We start from the raw sequence: 21546 nt of genomic DNA, 5'->3' as shown, positions 1-21546 counted from the left end.
ATTAAGAAGCTCTTACCTGTTTTACCAAACTATCGTCTATAATCACGCCGTCTTTAAGGTTCACAATTCGCTTGGTCATATTTGCGATATCGTGCTCGTGGGTCACCACCAGAATTGTTTTGCCCTCATCGTTGATTCCCTGAATCAATTCCATAACCTCATAGGAAGTCGTGGTATCCAAGGCCCCTGTAGGCTCATCGGCCAATAACACCTTAGGATCACTAGCCAAGGCCCTAGCAATGGCCACCCGTTGTTTTTGCCCTCCAGAAAGTTCACTTGGCAAATGGTTGGCCCAAGGGCCCAAACCAACTTTCTCCAAATAATGTCTGGCCTTATCTATGCGCTCCTTCCTTTTCACACCTTGATAGTACAAAGGCAAGGCAACATTGTCTAAAGCTGTCTTGTAATTTATCAAGTTGAAGGATTGAAAAATAAACCCAAGAAATTCGTTTCTGTATTTGGCAGCAATTTTCTCGTTGAGATTACTGATAGGAAAACCATCCAAACGATATTCACCTGAATCTGCTTCGTCAAGCATTCCCAAAATGTTCAGTAGCGTAGACTTCCCAGATCCCGAAGACCCCATAATGGAAACAAGCTCTCCCTCTTTTACGTTAAAATTGATTCCCTTTAACACATGAAGACTATTGCTCCCCATGTGGTAAGACTTGTGAATATTATTTATTTCAATCATAAACAGACAGTTAACACCTATACAATGTTACATAAAAGTTAAAACCTTTTATACTAACAAACTGTTAAGAATTACTTAACTAAGTATACTATTAAGACTGAAATGATTAAAAAATGTTACAGTAAAATGAAACTATTTTGATTTTTGGGTACGAAAGAATTTATAATAGATAATAAAACCAAGCCCTCCTATTAAGATATATGGAATGGCCATAAGATATACAATCCCATTGTTAACGCCTTCCGCCGCCGATAGACCTTCCTCACTTTCCAACACAGCGCGACACATGGCACATTGTGCAAAGGAGTCTAACGACAACAACAAACCAATACAAAAGATTGTCCATTTAGATTTCATAACTACGCGTAATATGGTGAAATCATTACATACACCACTACCCCCGTAATGGCTACATATAACCACATAGGAAACGTGATTTTAGCTATTTTCTTATGCCTTTCAATATTATTGGTAATCGCCCTTACATAAGTAATCAAAACAAATGGAATGATCACTATTGAAAGGATTATATGCGTTATCAAAATAAAATAGTAGACATAAGCTATGGGGCCTTCCCCTCCAAATTTTGTAGAATCGCTGGTCATGTGGTAAGCTACATACATTACCAAAAACAGTACGGAAAGAATGATGGCAAACTTCATTAATCCTTCATGCAAGCTCACCTTTTTCTTTTTAATGGCTAAAAATGCCAATACCAACACCAAAGCGGTTACCGCATTGATAGCTGCATAAATAGGAGGCAAGAAGGTTAAAGGCTCCACGTCGAACCCCATTTTTCTAAGGTTGACACCAAAAAGGGCCGCCACTGCCAAAGGAATCGCAACCGATAAAATTACAATCCACTTATTATATTTCTTTTCCTCTAAAACTTGTTGATTACTCATATCTAACCACTAATTGATAGCTATATTCTATTCTTGTAATAATTGTACGATGTCTTCCTTAAGCATTGTGATTTGTTGCTCTTGCCCCTCATCGTCTTTTTGTTCTGTCTCAGAAATTATCCCGTTGTAAAAAATCAATGGGTTTCCAGCAACCACTCTTGAACGGATAAACCCATTTTTGTCGATCAAAGCAAAATTGCCTGAATGTTCAAAACCGCCAGCCACGTCATCATTTTGCCCGGTATACAGGTTGAACCCAATATTGGCCAAGTCGTAAATAGCATCCTTATCTCCTGTCATTAAATGCCAATTTGGATTGGTAATACCGTAATTATCTGCATATGTCTTTAAAACTTCAGACGTATCGTGCTCTGGATTGATGGTAAAGGAAGCCACTCCAAAATCTTCAAATTCCCTGAATTCATTTTGAATCTGAACCAAGTTCTTGTTCATTTTTGGACATATGGATGGGCAGGTGGTAAAGAAAAATTCCACCACATACACCTTTCCTTCATAGTCCTTATTGCTAATTTGCTTCCCATTTTGATCCACAAAACTGAAATCTGGCACCTTTTTAGGCGCTCCATTAATGTTCAAAAAAGCCAATTCGGAAGTTGCAACTTCTTTTTCTTTGGTTTTAGCATGATCACTTCTACTCTCGTGTCTAGTGATATCTTCATTGCTAATTCTATCCACAATTTTTGGAACAAAAATGATTCCAAAAACCAAGATGATAAAGGCGATCCCTACATATGAATAGTTTGTTTTATTGCTCATCGTCATGTTCTTTTAAATCGTTGGCGCGTCTTTGGGTAGAATCGTAATTCCCCTTTCGGCGCTCGCGGTATTCTGTAAACAAAATTCGTAAATCTTCGGCACTTAACTTGTTTTTCAACTCAGCAACTTCAATTGCATTGTAAGAATATAAGGGATAAGGCTCTAAATTCTTTTTATTTTCCCAATCTTCCCGGTCATCCATTCTACCGCGCTGTTTTAGATCAGTATCTACAATAAAAACTTCTTCTGTTGAAAGGTTTTCATTCAACTGCAAATCCGATTTCAAACTACTAAACACCTTTTGGATACTAGGTTCGTCAAGTGTTACAAAATGCCAAAAACGCATATCTTCGTAGCTCGCAATTTCCTTGAACAATTCTTCGGCTTCGTTTTTGGCTTCTGGTGTAACCAAAATAACTATTTGAAACTTTTTAAACCCCTTGAATTTGTCATAGACCAATTCCTTAAGGTTTAAGGCAGGCGTAGATTGTTCCTTTGGATGCTTTCCAAAGAATCCCAACACTGTTAAATGACCTTTCAGTTGGATATCTGAATCGCTTCTTTGAGGTAAATCCACAACATTCTCATGAACGATTTCCAAAGTATTGTAATTATCGTTTGAAAGCGATAAAACCAGAACAAACATCACTGGAAGCAAGAAGAGAATTCCCAATACCAGATTACGCTTTACTTGATTGTTTTTCATGGGTGCAAAAATAAAAAAGACGGTTGAATAACCGCCTTTTTTATATCTATTTAACGTTAAGCAACGTTCTTAAAAATCATTTTTGATATAACCTGAAGAATACACCCCTTGAATGTAATCTCCTTCGGTTAAAAGGATGAAAGCCAAGTAGCAAATCAAGAATACTCCCGTCCAAACTACCGCTCTCCTCAATCCCGAAGTTTCATCTCTCATGTGCATGAAATCCCATGTAATGTAATACGCTTTCACAAGGGTAAGGATGATGAATACCCAGTTTAGGAGTTTCATTCCTATAACCTTCACCATGAACATTTCAGGCTTATAGATACCTAAAACAACTTCTACAGCTGTAATAATGGAAAGCAAAATCAATACTCCCCAGATCTTTTGGGTGTTAGATTTAAACTTAACTAATCCTCTTAAAATCTCTAATTTATGTGCGTGTGCCATTGTAACTATTTTATCTAAATTAAACTAGGTAGAAGAATGTAAATACAAATACCCAAACCAAATCTACAAAGTGCCAGTAAAGTCCAACTTTCTCAACCATTTCGTAGCTTCCTCTTCTCTCGTAAGTTCCCAAAATAACATTGAAGAAAATTATGATGTTAAGTACTACACCAGAGAATACGTGGAATCCGTGGAATCCTGTAATAAAGAAAAAGAAATCGGCAAATAATGGAGATCCATATTCGTTAACGTGAAGGTTAGCTCCTTCAACCACCATTTTACCATTAGTTTTAAGTGCTTTTAAAGACGCTTCTCTTGTTAACACTGTCTTGTGCCCGTGTTCATCAAGTGTTTGGGTTCTTACCAAAATATCACTGTGAGATTCCAATCCTTTTACGACTTCCTCTACGGTATAACTTGGCAAAGAAGATTCTCCAACAAACCAAAGTCCATTTTTGTTTTCATGAGTTGTACGCTCAGAGTGTTCTGCCACCACAAAGTCACGCAATGCTACACGCTCTCCTTCAGCATTTACAAATTGAAGAATGTTTCCTCCTTTTGTTTGTACTGCTCCATAGTCCCCTTGAATAAAGGTCGCCCATTCCCAAGCTTGCGATCCAACGAAGATCAAACCACCAATAATGGTCAAGAACATATAAATAGTCACTTTAGACTTCTTCATATGGTGCCCAGCATCTACAGCCAATACCATAGTTACGGAAGACATAATCAAAACAAAGGTCATAAAAGCAACGTAAATCATTGGCAATTCCTGACCGTGTAAAAACGGAACGTGAGTAAAAACCTCATCCGCTATAGGCCAAGTCCCAATGAATTTGAATCTTGAAAATCCATAAGCTGCCAAAAATCCAGAAAAAGTTAAAGCATCCGAAACGATGAAAAACCACATCATCATTTTACCATAACTTGCCTTAAGAGGCTCATTTCCACCTCCCCAAGTTTTGCCTTCTGTACCAGTATTCACTACTGTAGTATTCATATTAAGCGTTTATTTTGTTAAAATTTGCACAAAAATAATCATTTTATCCATCTAACGAAACTTCGCTTTCATATTTTCAAAACAAATGCTTGATAAAGAAAGGGAATTCCTAAAATGGGATAAAAGTCAAATATATACTATCCTATATAATTTAAAAATAAAAATAGGAATATCCATAAGATATCTACAAAATGCCAGAAAGTTGCAGACAGTTCTACCCCTAGCATTTCCTTTGAAGAATACTTTTGTTTAAAATGGTTATAAATTACCACCAAAATTGAAAGTAAGCCAGCCAATACGTGTGCAATGTGAGCAGCGGCAATGATGTACACAAAGCTCATAGTTACGTTGCTAGTAGGACCTGTAAAATTATAACCTAAATCGATGATTTGGGAAAACCCCAATATTTGACTGTAAATAAAAACTACGCCCAACACAAAAGTTAAACATAGCATTAAGGTAGCCAAGCCCCTATTATCCTGTTTTAAGGCTCGTTTCGCCAAAATGAAGGAAACACTACTTAATACAATAATTACAGTACTTACAATAAATGCACTTGGCAACTGAAAATCATTGAGCCAATCGGGGCGGCTCTTACTCACAATTACAGCACTTGTTAGACCAGCAAACGACATAAACAATGAAATGATACCAAACCATAGCATCATTTTTTTGGCTCTTGCGTTTTTCTCTTGAAAGGTTCCTTCGGTTAAATCCATTTATCTTAAAAATTTGTCTATAACGTAAACTATCTGTAATAAAGTAATGTATGATACACTGGCCAACATTAAATCCCTGGCCGCTTTTGCCGTTCTTTTCTTAAATAGGTCGAATGCAAAATGTAACATTACAAGACCTAACAACAACACAACAATGGCCGCGACTATGGAAAGTTTCAAATCCCCTGTAAACCCAAACACCGGAATAATAGACACTAAAATGGTCCAAACAGTATACATGATGATTTGTACGGCCGTGCCTTTATCGCGTTTCCCGGTTGGCAACATAAAGAAGCCTCCCTTTTTGTAATCCTCAAATAAGAACCAACCAATGGCCCAAAAGTGAGGAAACTGCCAAAAGAACTGCAAGGCAAATAAAGTACCTGGCTCAATTCCAAAGTGATTTCTAGCGGCTACCCACCCCAACATAAACGGAATGGCACCCGGTATGGCCCCAACAAAAACCGACAATGGTGTTTTAGTTTTTAAAGGTGTATAAACACTGGTATATAAGAATATGGAAATGGCCCCATACATAGCAGTTCTTGGATTGATAATATATAAGGTGATAATCCCTAAAATGGTAAACAATGCTGCTATTACAAATGCCGTATTAACAGTCATACGCCCGGCAGGAATGGGTCTATTTTTGGTACGGTCCATCTTGGCGTCCAAATCGCGTTCAATAATCTGATTAAACGCATTGGAAGCTCCCACCATAAAATACCCACCAAAGGCCAAAAGTATTAAAGTGGTCAATTCTATCCTTTCGGCACCCAACAAGTACCCTGCTATGGAAGAAAAAACAACACTAACCGAAAGTCTTATTTTGGTGATTTCCTTAAAATCAGAAAATACTGAACTTATTGAAACTGAAGAATTTTTAATACTCAAACCCGTAAAATTTGTCGCTGTAATTTTTGCGTGGGCAAAGATACTTTATTAATTCTTATTGGACAATGCCGTTCTTTGGTTTATTTTGAAGCCTTTAGAATGGGGAATCGGAAAGTTCTATAACCATATTTTTGCCATAATAAGTACAAAAGAAAAGCCAACAAAAACAAGCATTGGCTTTAATCTAGCTTTAGGGAGCTCTCCTCGCTTTATCAAAAGGGTAGAAATACCCAATACAAATACTAAGGACAAAAACGAAATGATGAGCGTTGAATTGCCTTCTCCAAAATTGGAAGGAGACACTGCAAACATATTAAACATTACGATGCCGAAAATTAGCTTTTTTAGGCTTGAGGAGGAAGCGTTGGTTAGTTTTATCATAAGGGAAACGAATTACATTTTCAATGATACAAAAAATTTAGAAATCGTAATACCAATTGAACAAATCTGTTCTCACCCCTAGACTAAACCAAAATGTATCTCTATTGGCTAAGTCTGCCGAATTGGTTTCAGGATTGAAGTTTCTAAAACTAATATTGGTAAACAACTTCAAATTACTCACCGGATTGATAATGTATCCTGTTTGTAATTCGGCATTGAAACTATTGGTTGTAATCCCCTGCCCCACTTCCACGCCTGTATCAAACGGCCGTTCATTGTAATTGCGATAGATATCACCCCCATAGCTAAAACTGTCTTCTTCGGTATTGTAATCGAACCCACGCTTTCCAATAATGAATTTGGCATCTGCAAACCAACGTCTGTAGTTATAACGACCTATGATGACAAGCTCACTAAAATTGGCTCCCCACAGGTGGGCCATGGATTGGTTGTTATGACCGTAGTTCAATACAATGGTGTTATGTGAATAGGTATAAGGTCTCACACGGTTGTATTCCAACTGAACCATTAAATTATCTACTTTGAAAGCGTTGAAATATTTCATCCCTATTTGATATCCGAACTTGTTTTTCCAGCTTTTGTTTCCGCCCTTAACGTCTCCTAAGGAAAATTCGTCAAGAATAAACTGGCTGTAAAGATTCACCTTGTTGTTCCATTTGTATTTGGCCGAAGCCCCTACAATAGCATTCCCAGCACCTTGACCCGATTCAAACTCAAGCGCCCTAAAAAAGATAATTGGGTTTAGATAGTTGATATCAAATCCACGTCCGTTGGTATCGGTCCACAACACCGATTCAAAAAAACCAAGGTTCAATCGTTTGGACACATTCCAACTCAAATAATGGTTGGCCATATATTTGGTCAAAAAAGACTTATCCTCAATAATCTCAGGACGCACATCTTTTAACCACATCCAAGTATTGGTATATTTTATTTTCCAAAACTTCGTATTCAGCTTAAAAAAGGTATGCGGACTCGCCACATCACTTTGGAAAAGGGAGCGATACCCATCTCCTATAAAATTCTTTCCGTGCCCAAACTGCACATTAATGAACTTTGCAGGCGCATAGGACAAGTATGCTTCGGCCACAGGGTAATCATAGCCTCTATCCTTAAAGGCTTTTCCAATACCCCTACCCGGAACAATGGCGGGATCAGGCCCAAAAGCTTTTAAGCTTTCGGCATAATCATTAAAATATTGCGCAAATCTCCCTTGACTTTCATAGACTGAAGTTGAAAAGTTCAAGGTCTTCCCTAAACCTCCCTGCACAATCAATCCACGCGTGTTGTTATAGGTAGAATTGAAATCGGCCTCAGTGTCTTTTCCTACTTGCAAATCAAAAATTGGATCGATGACAAACCAATAGTCCTTTCCCTGCACCTGAACCAAATGCTCATCCCAAAGTTTTCTACCCCACCAACCATCACTTCCTTTGGCCAAGGATTCCTTTTCAGCCTTAAAATCATAATAAGGCGCCACCTCAGCATATACAAAAGGCTTAGCTGCCGTATGACTGTTAGTTCCCAAGACATTCATTTGACCATCAAAACGGGCATAATAGGCATGGGTAAAAGGAATGTTTAACTGACTGCTGTATTCCAACTTTTCATACGGTACAATATCATTATTGATGCTATCGTATTCTTTGGAAATGGTTTCGTTTAAATCGACCGCACTATGTAACTTTTCCGTCTGTGTGTAAACCTCATTTGAGATTCCTTGAGGGTTTACCAAAGGAATTTTTACAGAAATGGAATATTGAAAATAGGTTGGATTACCATTATAAGTTCCAGGAGAAACTTTTGGCAATTCCCCAAATACACGCTTCACTTCTTCCTCCAAACTTTCATACACGGCATCTACATACAGTACTTTAAATTCCCCTTCAGCATTCACTTCAAACAAAACTTTAATATCACCTTGATAGTTCTCCTCCTGAACTATTTCAGGTACCTGAAAATTATCGAAGATATACTGGTTGATTTTATTGTTGAAACAAATTTTGAGATTGTCTATAGGTTCGGTTTCACATCCAGGAAAAACGGGAGATTTTTGATAGGCTTCTGTATTTTGGGAAAATCCATAAACACAGAAAAACATAAAAAAACAGAGTGTGATGCGCTTCATAAAATTCGGTCGGCCTTTGATGGTCGAAATATACTACTTTTTCAAAAAACGCCATTAAAAAACCGTTACCCAATACGGAGTAACGGTTGAACAACATACTAACAACTATTTAATTTTTCACCTGAAATATAATGGGCAAAGAATATATAACATCAACAGGTTTGTTCCTTTGCATTCCAGGTGTCATTACAGGAATTTTATTAATCACTCTTTTGGCTTCATTTTCCAATTCCATACGAGGGGCCCTTGCCCTGATATCCTTAACTTTTCCTGTCTTTCCCACTTTAAATTCAACATAAATCTTTTGAATACCATTTAATCCCAAATCCCGAGCAATATCAGGAGAGAACTTTCTGTTTACCAATTTGGCTATTTTCTCCGACATGCATTTTTTCCGGGCATCATTTCCTTTAGCTTTTTCACACCCAGGGTACACAGGCACCGATTCTATAAATTCGAAAGGCAAAGGAATGTCATCAACAACCTTATAAACATTAAGAGATTTTGCATCCACAACCTCATCACCTACATTTTGCTCTGAAGTTGTTAAAATTTGCACGGGAAGATCCTTAGACATATTATCCTCAATTTTGGGAGGCTCAGTGATTAACCTAGTTTCCACTTTAGGCTTCTCCTCCCTTTGCTGAACAGGCTCTTGGTACACTTTAAATTCCTGCATGACGAATTCGTCTGGAGCTTTCTCCTTGACCATTGCTTTTTCATACTTTGGAATCTTGGTTTCGAATTCCATTTCAAAAAGGCCATATACCCCCAAAAGACATAGAATTAACCCGATTTGAAAATACAGGGTTGAGTTTTTTTGTAAATTTACATCGTGCTTTTGTGATTTTGCGACACTTGAAGTGCTCTGGCCAGCACTACAAGTCTTTTTGTTAAAATTTTTCATAATATTGAATTTAAGATGTTAATATTATGCAAAAACACAATAAGCATACCAAAAACAAAAAACCCGCCTAAAACTTAGACGGGTTTTTTAATATTTTAAAATTAAGTAGTCTTAATCCTGAACTTGGAACAAGATAGGTAAGGAATATGGTACTGTTACCGCTTTACCTCTTTGCATTCCTGGTTTCATTTTAGGAAGCAAACCAATCACACGTTTTGCTTCTTTTTCCAAACCTGGGTGCGGCGCTCTTGCCATGATATTTGTAATCTCTCCGTTTTTGTCGATCTTAAAGATTACGTTGATACGCTGTCTTCCTGAAAGCCCAAGCTCACTAGCTAAATCTGTATTAAACTTCTTATTTACAAACTTGCTAATCTTTTCAGACATACAAGCCTTTTTAGCATTGTTTCCTTTTTCTTTTTCACATCCAGGAAATACAGGTACGTTTTCAATTACAGCAAAAGGAACCTCGATATCCTCTTCTACCTCTTCAACAAATACCTCTTCAACTTCAACAATCTCCTCTTCTTGACTTGATTCAGAAGATTCAATTACCGTTTCCTCAACTTCCACTTCATCCTCTACTACCTCAATAACTTCGGGAGCTGCTGGTGGTGGTGGCGGTGGTGGGGGTGGTGTTTTAAGCTGATCAGTAATTGGAATTTCCTCCTCCAATTCCTCATCCATGGTCAATTGACCTATGTCAATTGCTGCCTTATCGTACGTTTTGTAGTTAATTGCCAAATTGGTTAGCAACAACATTAAAGCCAAGCCCACTGCGAAATAAATCGAGCTATTTCTGCCTACGTCGGCCTTGGTATTTTTTTTCGGTTCCATATCTTAAAACATTTAAGAATGCTAAAATAACCAATTAATAGTTAAAAAAGCAAGCGATTATTTTAATTTAACTTAAGGTTCACCATAAGCTTTATGATGATTGCTCCTACTACAACTCCAATAAAATTGGCTAACATATCATAGACATCTAAGGTTCTAGTAGTTGAAAGCGTTTGTTGTAACACCTCAATAATAATGCCATAAAGCACAATTATTGCACCTGACACCAAAATTTTGTGTTTTAGTTGCGTTTGCCTGAAAAAATTAAAACTTATCAGCATAAAAACAACATAAGCTCCTAGGTGGTACAACTTATCATCAAAAGATGAGCCTAGACTTGGCATTTTGTGAATGTTCATCAGGCTCAAAGAGGTTAATGCCACTACATAAGCCAGCAGTAGTATTAACGCAATTGGCTTAGGCACCGATGAGCGCTTTATAATCTTCAGCAGTCATCAATTCTTCTAATTGGGCAAGGTCTGAGCATTTTACCTTGATCATCCATCCGTCTCCATAAGGATCGCTATTCACTAGCTCTGGAGCATCTTCCAAGACTTCGTTGAACTCGATAATCTCACCAGACACTGGTAAAAACAAATCAGATACAGTTTTAACGGCTTCAACAGTTCCAAAAACTTCTTCCGCTTCCAAAGTTTCGTCCAAGGTTTCCACTTCAACATAAACAATATCTCCCAATTCGCCTTGCGCAAAATCTGTAATTCCTACAGTTATAACATCGCCTTCTACTTTAACCCATTCGTGGTCTTTAGTGTACTTTAAATCTGCCGGTATATTCATTTTGTGTGTAATAATTAATTGGCACAAAAATAATTTTTTAAAACCTGAATCACCTAATTTTCTCTGACTTTTTTCAGCAGAAAGGAACTATGTTAACTTAATTTCCGAAATTATACCTCAACGTGATTCCAGACCTAATGGTTGTTTGTGGGAATGCTGTTGAAATAGCGTAGTCTGAGAATGAATAATCAAAATAGAAAATACCTGTAAGGTATTTACTAAAGGCATAATCGGCCTTATACTTTACCCCCCACAAGGTCTGTCCTGAGGTTACTTGATTATTATCTAAATCCAGATATCTTATAATAGTCTTGTTATCTCTTACAGACACATCCAAAGACATATTTAAATCACTTTTAATAATCTGTTGTGGTCCTGCAAGTTTAGAACGTATACGCACATCCTTGAAACGGTACCCTAGTCCAACTATATATTCCTGACCTTGGATTTCTGTCATCAAATTATTGTCAAAACTTAGGGAAAGGATGCGGTCCTTCTTAATCTCTCCCAAAATCTTCACCGAATTCTTCATTTCAAAATCAATACGAACCAAAGGACTAAACTGTTCCTCTAAATTGATATTACTATATAACGTTTTGCTCTTGAAGTTGCCCGATTGGTTAAATACATCCGGATCTTGACTATCATATTCCAAAGTTGGATCGGCAGCGACATAATCTAAATTGGTTCGGAATTGGTTAATTGTATAACTAGAGCGATAACCATGAGTAATTGAGAAACGCTTGAAGTTCTTCTTGAACCACTTCATCTTCATAAACCCTGTATACTTCAATTGCCAATTTGGAATTGGGAAATCCCTAAATGCCGATAGTTTTACATTATCTGGATTGGATCCTGTATAGGCAGATACAAAGGCAGGCAACAATACAGCCTGACTGTTCTTACCAAAACCTAATGGATAGCCTTCTGCATCCAATTCATACGTATTGTTACCATAAAACTCCTGTGCCAATCTATGAGCAATCACCATACGATTAGCTCTAAAATCGTTAAAAGCATCCGACTGAGTCTCGTCACTGGTGCTAAAGGCTGTTTTTATAAGCGCTGTGGAAATATTAAAGTTTCCATAGGAGTTTTGGATCAAGGAATTATAGTCTAACTCTCCATCATTATCCATGTCTTCAACCCTAAAGTTTTCGGTCATGTTTTCAGAATAGAGTCTTCCTCCGGTGATATCAATCTTTAAATCTGGAATCAATTCTACATTGGCAGAATAATCTAAGGTCTGGTTTGTCAACTCTGTATACTGCTGATTGAAGTTAGGGAATACAGTCAACCAACCATTTCGCGCCGCCATGTCCCTAATGTCTCTTTGACTTCCAAAAGTGTAACCAAAAGTAGGCTTGGTGGTCCCAATAAAACCAGGTGTTCTTGTATAACCCGGTAAATAGGTTCCATTATTTTCAGAATAATTTATTTGAACTCGTTTCACCATAGTCAGCACATCCACTGCAGCTCCCACTACTTTACTTTGCTTCTTATTGGATTGGTTACGGGCGTCGGCTCCATTCACAACCCTCTTACCATCCTTGCCTCTTGTTTGCGGCTGCCTAGTGGTACGTCTGGAGCGCTTTTTAACCAAGCCCAAATAACTGTAAAGTTTCTCCATATTAAGGGAGGAATTTATAGCATGGGTATTGGCGTTTTGTATAGAGTTCCCCAAATCGTAATAGTTGGTTACACCATCCTCATTGGTATACTCAAAATTAGTGTTCAAATCCGAGCCTTTTTGCCATTGAAAATCGCCTGTATAAGAATAGGTAGCATTCAAGAAGCTCAAAGTTGGAATTTTATTCAACGGAATTTCATAGTTCAGCTGGAACTGTTGGTTCTGGATATTTGGATCTCCTAGATCGAAGAAGCCATCCCAAACATTTAAACTTGAGTCTTGTCTTCCGTTGATTTGATCATCAATAAAATAATTTCGTACAATGTTGTTATTGGATGCATTGAAATTAAAACTCAAATTATCGGTAACATTATAATTTAAGGCATACTGAAAATCGAAGGTATAGTTTCTTCGATACAATTCTTCAAGTCCAATATTATTACCGGTAAGTTCAACCTCTCTAAATTTCTGCTTATTGAACTGGCGGATAATATCTGTATTCACCGAGAAACTTGTTGGCATTACATTCAAGTTGAAATCTTTAAGAATCCTCCAATACTTTCCTGTAAACAAGGAATCGTTCTTTTTAAAAGGCTCCACTTTTTTAGGGGCAAAATTGTAATTGTAGTTCACTCCGGCCCTTACCCTTTGGTCTAAGGAATTCTCAATCTCAAAATCCCGATGCTCCACTTTATTGTAAGAGTAATTGAAAGTTAAGTTCTCAGGATCATACAAATGAGGCTTGGCCTCTGCCGCCCGTTGCTTCTTCACCCCAATAAAATTGATGCTCTTACGCTTGGTATAATCTTCAGACTGCTCCCTGATCTGTTTCTTTTCATCTTCGGAAGTGGCAGCATCCAAACGTGACTCCAAGGTAAGGTCGTTGTAATATTGATCATATTTAGGGGTAATCATTTCTTCTTCTTGCCCATAATTGAATGGTACCTGAATCCCCCATTTTTTAGGCAGCAACTGTCCAAGGTTCACATTAGTCACCACATTGTACTGCTGAACATCTTCCCTACTTCTTTCATTCGGTCTTTGTTCCACCGAACCAAAACCAGAAGTACTTTGTCTTCCCGTAGCACTTACATTGGCAAAATCGGCCACATTACCATCCACTCCAACAACGGCAGCCCAACCACCTTCGTTATGTAAATCGGATAGGCGAAGCTCATTGAACCACACCTCACCGCAGACATCATAACCGGAACCTCCAGTTTGTGCCGAGCTAATGTTTTTAAGCCCTACCATTAACACCCTAATGTCTCCAAAATTAGGATTTCCTTTAATGGCGATACGCTGTTGCCCTGCTGTATATTCAGAAAACTCAGGAACCGGGTTCTCACTTACCTCACCATTATCTACATTATAGAATGTTGGATCGTCATTACTTAAAGACCCGTCAAAAATTCCTTTAGATTTAATTTGTTGCAATAGCTCCAAAGGCAAATTGATCTCATTTTCTTCCGGCCATACTTCTGTGGCCGAAATACCTCCCGAAGATACTTGCAACGGTACTTCAATTTGATAGAAGTTATCGGTAAAATCATTACCCATCCTGATGAATCCAACCAAGTCGTTATCATTCAAAGTACCGGATTCCCCATTTTCGGCATGCATAAACATTCGCAGTTTTTTGTACTGACGCATGTCTATATTAATATTTTTGAATACCCCTTTGGAATCTGTTGCCTCCAATTGGCATGTCTTTACTACAAGCGACTGCTCATTTTGGCGTACAATATTGTTGTTGTTATTCAACTCTTCCAATTCCACTCCTGGTGGCAACACATAGTTACCTTCGTTTTCTTGAAGGCCAACAACTCCTGTACTAAATTCCAAGTTTGGACTTTCATTGGTTGGATCATTATCCAAGTCTCCCGTAAAACGACGCCAATCACTACGCACCAAATCCAAGGTAGCAAAACGCAATACAGTAGGTTGGGTAAATTCCTTTAAATACATACGGGCAAATCTCACCGATCTAATATCGGTAATACCACCAACGGCAACTCTATCAGACGCGTTGATAGGAATTCTAAATTGATACCAAACCACTTCTCTGGTTTCACCATTAGGCAAGGTTACTTCACGGGTTTTGATATCGTTGATTTTTTCGTTGTTCTCGTTTAAAGTGGAAGGCTTGATATCAATGTTATATTCAAAATAACTATTGATCGTGTTCATGGTATTATCCCTATTGATATCCTCCACATCTGGTTGGGTTGTTGAACCTCTATTAGTATCGGTAAAGGTTTCCGGTGAATTCCCTTCTGTACCGTTATACTTTTTATAGCGCTCAAAAATATCTCCTTCCGTATTTAGGAAGTAAGTATAGTTATCCTTCGCAGGATCTTCCCCAAAGTTTCCAGCTACTCCCAATTCACTCAACATTTGGGCTTCTTCAATATCGTCGTAACCATCGTACCCAACATCTTGGTTGGTACGCTCCTGGCCTGTTGTGGCAAATGTATAGATCAAGGATTGGTTCTGCGGAACGACGTATGGTTTGTCAACAGACAAGTTGTTCTGAAGAAATTCAATATTCCCATCTTCCGGCAATCCATTCTCAAATTGCTTTTTACCGTCCTTAAGAATATCCTCGGAAATATTCCCCAAGTTGATACTTAAGGTACCTCCCGGATTTGATGGGTTATCCAAGAATGGATCCTGAACCCAGAATTCTATATATTCAACATTCGCCTGCTCAAAATCGGTAGAAGTAATCTGTCTGGTAATCCCCGCCCAAGAATCCATCGGGTTATCCAATTCTCCATCGGCAGCAGAATCTTCAAAGTTATACGGTCCACGTTCCGAAGGATAGTAAGCCAAATCCAAGGTATAGATTACCGTACTTTGGCCCTGGACCAAATCTACTTGAGGGAACACCTCATCTATAAATACCCTTCTGGTGTAAAGGTTAGAGATATCGTCGTCATTAATTCCGCTAGGCCTCTGTGTGCTATAGAAAATAGGGTCAATGGTATACCAGTTCAAAAAGGCACGGTCAAAACCATTTTGCAAGCCGTTGTCATCTTCACCTCCAAATCCAGGGTAGTTGCGACCAAGTCCAACAGGCCTACTCGACAGGTACCATGTCAATGGTGACAATAAATCGATAGCGCCTTGTGTCCCTTCAAAATCATCTACATATGAAGTTGCTTCATTGTTGAAATCGGTTCCCTTTGGAGCCCCTGGCAACAAATAGGCGAACTCGCCCCTTACCGACATATTGGATGGCACATCCGTATCGATGTTTGGTAATTTGTTAACCATTCTAGTCAAAAATGGCACTTCGGTAGAATAGTTACCGTTAAGCCCCAGAATAGTATTATTGATAGGCTCTGTATTGTAATTGGCCTTTTGGGTAATTGGGCGCTCACTTAAATTCAAGAAAGTTCCACCCAATACAAAATTTTCATTGAATTGATGCTCCACATTCACCCCTGCAAAGCGTCTTGTTTGTTGTCCAAAAACCGCATTGTTTTCAACGGATACATTGATAGGCGTATTCGACGCTTTTAAGGCCTCATCCAAAATTTGAACACGCCCCAATTGGTAGTTCACCGTATAATCGATTCCTTCCACTAACACACGTCCACCGGCAGTTACCACTACAGAACCTCTTGGCACATTGAAAGCTCCCAATGGAATTCCGTCACCCCCCGAAGACTTAAAACGCCCTTTAAGCTGGAACTTGTTCTTTTCAGATTCGTCCAAGGCAGCCGTTTTGGTTTGCTTATAGAGAATATCATATACATATTTCTCTTGGTTAGGGTTAGTATAGGTATCCTGTTCGTAATCTGCATCGTTGTTGTTAGGGTTGTTGTCATCATCCAAGACATCAAACAGGTAGCGTCCAAAAGGCTCCACTTTGGTGAAGATGATTTTTCCATTTTGTGTCAATACGGTTAGCCCTGGCACAAAATCGAAGAACCCATCCCCGTCAAGTTGTGGATCATTATTATAATTCAATCGGTCTAGGTGGAATAACCTAATTAAAGGGGTTTCACTTATTGCCGTATCGTCAGTTGGATCTGTTGTATTGTTATGGAATGGCGGGAATGTAGTCCCGTCCACAGGTAAAATGTAGTTGACAGGAGAAGCTTCGGTGTAAAAAATGTTCAGTTTAAAATCTTCCTGACTTAATTGAAAAGCACCTGTATCATAGATGTTTTTCATCATCAAGTCCCAAATAGGCTGTTCAACACTAGTAATGGCACTCTTCAGCATTTTCAACACCAAACTATTGTTGTTCACTATTTGGTTTTCTGAATTTACATCTTGGGAAACATCTGTAGCTTCCACACCATCATTGGCAAATTCCCCTACTTGGTAGACCTCGCCGCCCACAGTATATTGGTAGGCAACTGCTAATACTTCATCGTTTAAAAGTCTTTGATTTAAGGAAATATACCCCAACTGTGTATTTAAAATATAGTCTGATCCCTCTTGAAGTTTCTTGGCATTTTCCAACTTACCAAAATCGAACCCTTCATTGGCAGGTGTCAAAATACCTTGTTCTACTGTGGTGATATCCCTTACCGCATCTGTTAATTGAGACCCTGCTCCGCCAATATTCAAAGGATCGAAATCATTGTTCCCATTATCAGGATACGCGCCTCCGGGCACATTCACAAACCCCGCAGGTGGGGACGCAAGCCCTATAACATCCGATTCTCCCAAATCCTGGAAGGCCACAATATTTCTGACATTATCCGTTTGATTGCTTCTGTTGGTCACCCAAACTTCAATTCTGGTAATTTGAATATTGTTGTTGATATACGGATATCTATTTAAGGCCTCATCATAATGTTCCCTAAAATATTGTGACAAGAAGAAGTGTCGGTTTTCATCATAGTCCCTTGCGAAGAATTCAAACTCTTCCAAAGTACCTCCTCCTTGCGCTACAACAGACTGCGATTGTGATTTTTGTTCGGAGAAGACAGCGGTTACGGTAGTTTTCCCAAATTGCAATTCGGTTTTTACCCCAAATAAACTCTGGGCTCCTGTAATCAAAGAACTGTTTAATGGCATACTTACATTACCCACCTCAATTTTTCTGATGATATCATCCTCGGTAGGTGTGTATTCCAATTTTATCAAGTTTTGGAAATCAAAGGTAGACTCAGTATCATAATTGGCAGTTACCTGAAGTCTTGTCCCCACTTTCCCCAATAAACTCAAGCTGATTCTTTGGTCAAAATCGAAGGTAAAATTACTTCGGTTCCTTGGCGAAAAGGTTGGATTGTCCTGCTTGGTATAAAGCACCCCTAGATCCATTTCCACCGATCCCTGAGGCACCACCTCAATAGTATTGCCTCCAAACACCGATTCAAAAAAGCCCGAATTCACATAAAATTCCGGCAATAGATTTTTTTGTTCTTCTTCACTTCCCTCTTTTTTACCTTCTGCCGCATCAATTTTCTGTTTGTAGTATCCCTTTTGCTGTTCCTGAAGCACCAACTTATAATATTCTGCCGGCGTTAAAATAATAGGGTAATTAATATTGAATTCCCCCACTTTTTCGGTGTAGATGTACCTATCAGTTAACGGGTCGTAAGTATATTTTGAAACAATGCTATTAGGATTGGGAAGTGTCATCCTTCCCATGGAAAAACCTGTTTTGGTAGTATCTTGTTCTTCTGCTTCCTGCGCAAAACCGAAAAGGCTAAAAAGCATTACGATACTAAAAAGCAGGTATGATCGGGTTGAAATAGTATAAATCGGGTTATTTGTACTCAAATCTCTGTTATAATTTTTTTAAAGCCTCCTTGATAAGGGATTCCACACTTGCATCGGCTTGTTCTGCTAAAATCTTGTCAATCACCTTCTCTGCCTGCTTCTTATTAAATCCTAGAACTTCTAATGCTGATAACGCTTCATCCTTGTTGGTATTGCTTTGCGGGGCCGAAAGTTCATCAATATCATAGACTTTCAAAATTTTATCTTTCAAGTCCAAAATAACTCGTTGTGCGGTTTTGGCTCCAATTCCTTTGATAGACTGTATCAAGGCCACATCTCCAGTGGCGATGCCTTCCCTAACTTGTTTCGGCGTTAAGGAGGACAACATGGTCCTTGCCGTATTGGCCCCAATCCCACTTACAGAGATCAACAAGCGAAAAATTTCTCTTTCAGAAATAGAAGAAAACCCATAAAGGGTATGCGAATCTTCCCTTACCTGAAGATGCGTATATAACTTTAAATTTTCTTGATCTGGAATTTTGGAGAATGTATGTAAAGAAATATGGAGTAGGTAGCCCACTCCATTACAATCTATGGTGACATCGGTTGGATTCTTTTCAACAAGTTTCCCCTGAATATGTGTAATCATTAAATAGCCTCATTTAAACCTCTCAAATGTAATAAAATTATTTACAACGAGAGGAGGTTACTTTTCTTCTGACGCCTTGAGTTCCTGCTCCCTTTTTTCCTTCTGTTGGGCATCAATTACTGCAATGGCTGTCATGTTTACAATTTCGTCCACACTAGCCTCCAATTGCAAAATGTGCACTGGTTTTCGCATCCCCATCATGATAGGCCCAATGGAATCTGCTTGATTGAGCTCTTTCAAGAGTTTATAGGTAATGTTGGCAGCCTCAAGATTTGGAAAAATAAGTGTATTTACTTTTTTACCGGCTAATTTTGAAAACGGAAATATGTCCTGCAACATCTCACTATTAAGAGCGAAGTCTGTTTGCAATTCTCCATCCACAATCAAATCTGGGTAATATTTATGCAGATACTCTACGGCATCTCTTACTTTGGTGGTACGTTCATTTTTGGAGGAACCAAAATTGGCATAGGAAATCATGGCCATTACTGGCTCCATTCCAAACATTTTCACAATTTTGGCTGTCATTTGTGCAATCTTCGCCAAATCTTTTGAAGATGGGTCCATATTGATTGCGGTATCACTCAAAAACATTGGGCCACGGCGTGTCATCATCAAGTTGGTGGTAGCGACACGGGTAGCGCCTTTGGCCATCCCTATAAGCTCCAACATAGGCTTAACCACTGAAGGATAACTACGTGAATACCCAGAAATAAGGGCATCGGCATCTCCTTCGTTTACCATCATAGCCGCAAAATAATTGCGTTCACGCATTACTTTTTGAGCCGAATACAAAGTCACTCCTCTACGCTTGCGCTGTTGCCAATATACCTCTGCATATTTGTTCAGACGGTCTAACTCCTCATCCGATTTTGGATCGATGATTGGCACATCCGCATCAAAATCAATCTCCAACTTTAGCTTTTCAATCTCTTCCCTTCGACCTAAAAGTATTGGAAAGGCAATCCCTTCTTCGTGGGCTATCTGTGCTGCCTTCAACACATCCAATTGATCTGCCTCGGCAAAGACCACACGCTTAGGATTCATTTTGGCGCGATTCAACAATAATCGAACCACCTTATTATCCGAGCCCAAACGCTCCATAAGGGATTCTTGATATTTTCCCCAATCGGTAATTGGCTCTTTGGCAACACCACTATCCATAGCGGCTTTTGCCACTGCTGGAGGTACTTCGGCAATCAATCTTGGATCGAATGGCTTCGGGATGATGTAATCCCTTCCAAAAGTTAGGCGAGTTTCGCCGTAAGCTATATTCACTTGTTCCGGCACGGGCTCTTTAGCTAATTTAGCCAAAGCTATTACCGCAGCCATCTTCATTTCTTCGTTTATTTTGGTTGCACGCACATCCAATGCTCCCCTAAAAATAAAAGGAAATCCAAGTACGTTGTTTACTTGGTTAGGATGATCACTCCGTCCTGTAGCCATAATGATATCATCCCTTGTGTCAATTGCCAGGTCATAGGCTATTTCAGGATCCGGATTGGACATTGCAAACACAATAGGATTGCTGGCCATTGCCTTTAACATTTCAGGAGAGACAATATCTGCTGTTGACAAACCGATGAACACATCGGCATCTACCATTGCTTCATCAAGGGTATCTATACTTCTGTGAGTGGCAAATTCAGCTTTTTCCGGGGTTAAATTGGCGCGGTCCTTTCTTATCACACCTTTACTATCCAACATCACCATGTTTTCAAGTTTGGCTCCACAAGCCTGATACAATCTAGAACAGGAAATAGCGGCAGCTCCCGCACCACTAATTACAATTTTAACGTCCTCTATATTTTTTTCTGCTAATTCCAGAGCATTGATCAATGCTGCTGCAGAAATTATGGCAGTTCCATGTTGGTCATCATGCATTACTGGAATGTCCAACTCTTCCTTTAAACGACGCTCAATCTCAAAAGCTTCTGGCGCCTTGATATCTTCAAGGTTGATACCTCCAAAAGTTGGCGCAATATTTTTTACGGTTTGGATAAACTCGTCAATATTTTCCGTATTCACTTCGATGTCGAACACATCGATATCCGCAAATATTTTAAACAACAAGCCTTTGCCTTCCATTACGGGTTTGGAAGCTTCCGGACCAATATTACCCAGTCCCAAAACGGCTGTCCCGTTGGAAATTACGGCTACCAAATTTCCTTTGGCTGTATATTTATAAACGTTATCTGTTTTTTTAGCGATTTCTAAACATGGTTCCGCTACCCCGGGTGAATAGGCCAAGGACAAATCTCTTTGGCTAGCGTATTTTTTTGTAGGAACTACTTGAATTTTCCCTGGAGTTGGCTTGGCATGATACACCAAAGCCTCACGGCGTTTGCTTTCTTTGCTCATA

General features: G+C 38.9%; 18 protein-coding genes. All 18 read right to left on the bottom strand.

Annotated elements, in window-relative coordinates; genetic code table 11:
* Window position 1: 1 nt before the first annotated feature.
* Window positions 2-694, bottom strand: a complete 693-nt coding sequence (locus ZA05_RS17415; RefSeq protein ID WP_053992961.1) for an ABC transporter ATP-binding protein — start codon at window positions 692-694, stop codon at window positions 2-4.
* A gap of 132 nt (window positions 695-826) precedes the next feature.
* A complete protein-coding gene (locus ZA05_RS17410; RefSeq protein ID WP_053992960.1) occupies window positions 827-1051 on the bottom strand; it encodes a hypothetical protein in 225 nt (74 codons plus the stop codon).
* A gap of 2 nt (window positions 1052-1053) precedes the next feature.
* On the bottom strand, window positions 1054-1599 hold the full coding sequence (locus ZA05_RS17405; protein ID WP_053992959.1) for a DUF420 domain-containing protein: 546 nt from the start codon (window positions 1597-1599) through the stop codon (window positions 1054-1056).
* A 27-nt stretch (window positions 1600-1626) separates the two neighbouring features.
* Window positions 1627-2376, bottom strand: coding sequence for an SCO family protein (locus ZA05_RS17400; RefSeq protein WP_053992958.1), 750 nt, complete (start codon window positions 2374-2376; stop codon window positions 1627-1629).
* Entirely contained in the window at window positions 2366-3082 is a 717-nt protein-coding gene (locus ZA05_RS17395) for a hypothetical protein (protein WP_053992957.1), read from the bottom strand. Before ZA05_RS17395 ends, ZA05_RS17400 begins: the two co-directional genes overlap by 11 nt.
* A gap of 69 nt (window positions 3083-3151) precedes the next feature.
* Window positions 3152-3532: a cytochrome C oxidase subunit IV family protein gene (locus ZA05_RS17390; protein ID WP_053992956.1), complete on the bottom strand. Its 381-nt coding sequence runs from the start codon at window positions 3530-3532 to the stop codon at window positions 3152-3154.
* Window positions 3533-3551: 19 nt separating this feature from the next.
* On the bottom strand, window positions 3552-4532 hold the full coding sequence (locus tag ZA05_RS17385; protein WP_053992955.1) for a cytochrome c oxidase subunit 3: 981 nt from the start codon (window positions 4530-4532) through the stop codon (window positions 3552-3554).
* Between the two features lie 137 nt (window positions 4533-4669).
* Window positions 4670-5251: a cytochrome c oxidase subunit 3 gene (locus tag ZA05_RS17380; RefSeq protein WP_053992954.1), complete on the bottom strand. Its 582-nt coding sequence runs from the start codon at window positions 5249-5251 to the stop codon at window positions 4670-4672.
* On the bottom strand, window positions 5252-6139 hold the full coding sequence (gene cyoE / locus ZA05_RS17375; RefSeq protein ID WP_053992974.1) for a heme o synthase: 888 nt from the start codon (window positions 6137-6139) through the stop codon (window positions 5252-5254).
* Between the two features lie 123 nt (window positions 6140-6262).
* Window positions 6263-6526 (bottom strand): hypothetical protein, encoded by a 264-nt coding sequence (locus tag ZA05_RS17370; RefSeq protein WP_053992953.1) that lies wholly within the window; start codon window positions 6524-6526, stop codon window positions 6263-6265.
* A 37-nt stretch (window positions 6527-6563) separates the two neighbouring features.
* Window positions 6564-8648 carry an energy transducer TonB gene (locus ZA05_RS17365; RefSeq protein WP_231632518.1) on the bottom strand — a complete coding sequence of 695 codons (2085 nt, stop codon included), beginning with the start codon at window positions 8646-8648 and terminating at the stop codon, window positions 6564-6566.
* 136 nt (window positions 8649-8784) lie between these two features.
* Window positions 8785-9582, bottom strand: a complete 798-nt coding sequence (locus ZA05_RS17360) for an energy transducer TonB (RefSeq protein WP_053992951.1) — start codon at window positions 9580-9582, stop codon at window positions 8785-8787.
* Window positions 9583-9693: 111 nt separating this feature from the next.
* Entirely contained in the window at window positions 9694-10419 is a 726-nt protein-coding gene (locus ZA05_RS17355; RefSeq protein ID WP_053992950.1) for an energy transducer TonB, read from the bottom strand.
* Between the two features lie 62 nt (window positions 10420-10481).
* Window positions 10482-10844, bottom strand: a complete 363-nt coding sequence (locus ZA05_RS17350; protein WP_157514740.1) for a VanZ family protein — start codon at window positions 10842-10844, stop codon at window positions 10482-10484.
* Window positions 10837-11217, bottom strand: a complete 381-nt coding sequence (gene gcvH / locus ZA05_RS17345) for a glycine cleavage system protein GcvH (RefSeq protein WP_053992948.1) — start codon at window positions 11215-11217, stop codon at window positions 10837-10839. Before gcvH ends, ZA05_RS17350 begins: the two co-directional genes overlap by 8 nt.
* A gap of 97 nt (window positions 11218-11314) precedes the next feature.
* Window positions 11315-18532: a cell surface protein SprA gene (gene sprA / locus ZA05_RS17340; RefSeq protein WP_082333832.1), complete on the bottom strand. Its 7218-nt coding sequence runs from the start codon at window positions 18530-18532 to the stop codon at window positions 11315-11317.
* Window positions 18533-18602: 70 nt separating this feature from the next.
* Window positions 18603-19184 (bottom strand): Holliday junction branch migration protein RuvA, encoded by a 582-nt coding sequence (ruvA, locus tag ZA05_RS17335; RefSeq protein ID WP_053992946.1) that lies wholly within the window; start codon window positions 19182-19184, stop codon window positions 18603-18605.
* Between the two features lie 57 nt (window positions 19185-19241).
* On the bottom strand, window positions 19242-21545 hold the full coding sequence (locus tag ZA05_RS17330; RefSeq protein ID WP_053992945.1) for an NADP-dependent malic enzyme: 2304 nt from the start codon (window positions 21543-21545) through the stop codon (window positions 19242-19244).
* Between the last annotated feature and the right edge of the window lies 1 nt (window position 21546).

The organism is Mangrovimonas sp. TPBH4 (genome assembly GCF_001280505.1).
Classification (GTDB): Bacteria; Bacteroidota; Bacteroidia; order Flavobacteriales; family Flavobacteriaceae; genus Mangrovimonas_A.
The sequence above is the reverse complement of the archived record's forward strand: the minus strand, read 5'-3'. Positions and strand labels throughout refer to the sequence as shown.

Coding starts and splice junctions, on each gene's coding strand:
- ZA05_RS17415 (WP_053992961.1), bottom strand. CDS start 694: ATGATTGAAATAAATAATATTCACAAGTCTTACCACATGGGGAGCAAT.
- ZA05_RS17410 (WP_053992960.1), bottom strand. CDS start 1,051: ATGAAATCTAAATGGACAATCTTTTGTATTGGTTTGTTGTTGTCGTTA.
- ZA05_RS17405 (WP_053992959.1), bottom strand. CDS start 1,599: ATGAGTAATCAACAAGTTTTAGAGGAAAAGAAATATAATAAGTGGATT.
- ZA05_RS17400 (WP_053992958.1), bottom strand. CDS start 2,376: ATGAGCAATAAAACAAACTATTCATATGTAGGGATCGCCTTTATCATC.
- ZA05_RS17395 (WP_053992957.1), bottom strand. CDS start 3,082: ATGAAAAACAATCAAGTAAAGCGTAATCTGGTATTGGGAATTCTCTTC.
- ZA05_RS17390 (WP_053992956.1), bottom strand. CDS start 3,532: ATGGCACACGCACATAAATTAGAGATTTTAAGAGGATTAGTTAAGTTT.
- ZA05_RS17385 (WP_053992955.1), bottom strand. CDS start 4,532: ATGAATACTACAGTAGTGAATACTGGTACAGAAGGCAAAACTTGGGGA.
- ZA05_RS17380 (WP_053992954.1), bottom strand. CDS start 5,251: ATGGATTTAACCGAAGGAACCTTTCAAGAGAAAAACGCAAGAGCCAAA.
- ZA05_RS17370 (WP_053992953.1), bottom strand. CDS start 6,526: ATGATAAAACTAACCAACGCTTCCTCCTCAAGCCTAAAAAAGCTAATT.
- ZA05_RS17365 (WP_231632518.1), bottom strand. CDS start 8,648: ATGTTTTTCTGTGTTTATGGATTTTCCCAAAATACAGAAGCCTATCAA.
- ZA05_RS17360 (WP_053992951.1), bottom strand. CDS start 9,582: ATGAAAAATTTTAACAAAAAGACTTGTAGTGCTGGCCAGAGCACTTCA.
- ZA05_RS17355 (WP_053992950.1), bottom strand. CDS start 10,419: ATGGAACCGAAAAAAAATACCAAGGCCGACGTAGGCAGAAATAGCTCG.
- gcvH (WP_053992948.1), bottom strand. CDS start 11,217: ATGAATATACCGGCAGATTTAAAGTACACTAAAGACCACGAATGGGTT.
- sprA (WP_082333832.1), bottom strand. CDS start 18,532: ATGCTTTTTAGCCTTTTCGGTTTTGCGCAGGAAGCAGAAGAACAAGAT.
- ruvA (WP_053992946.1), bottom strand. CDS start 19,184: ATGATTACACATATTCAGGGGAAACTTGTTGAAAAGAATCCAACCGAT.
- ZA05_RS17330 (WP_053992945.1), bottom strand. CDS start 21,545: ATGAGCAAAGAAAGCAAACGCCGTGAGGCTTTGGTGTATCATGCCAAG.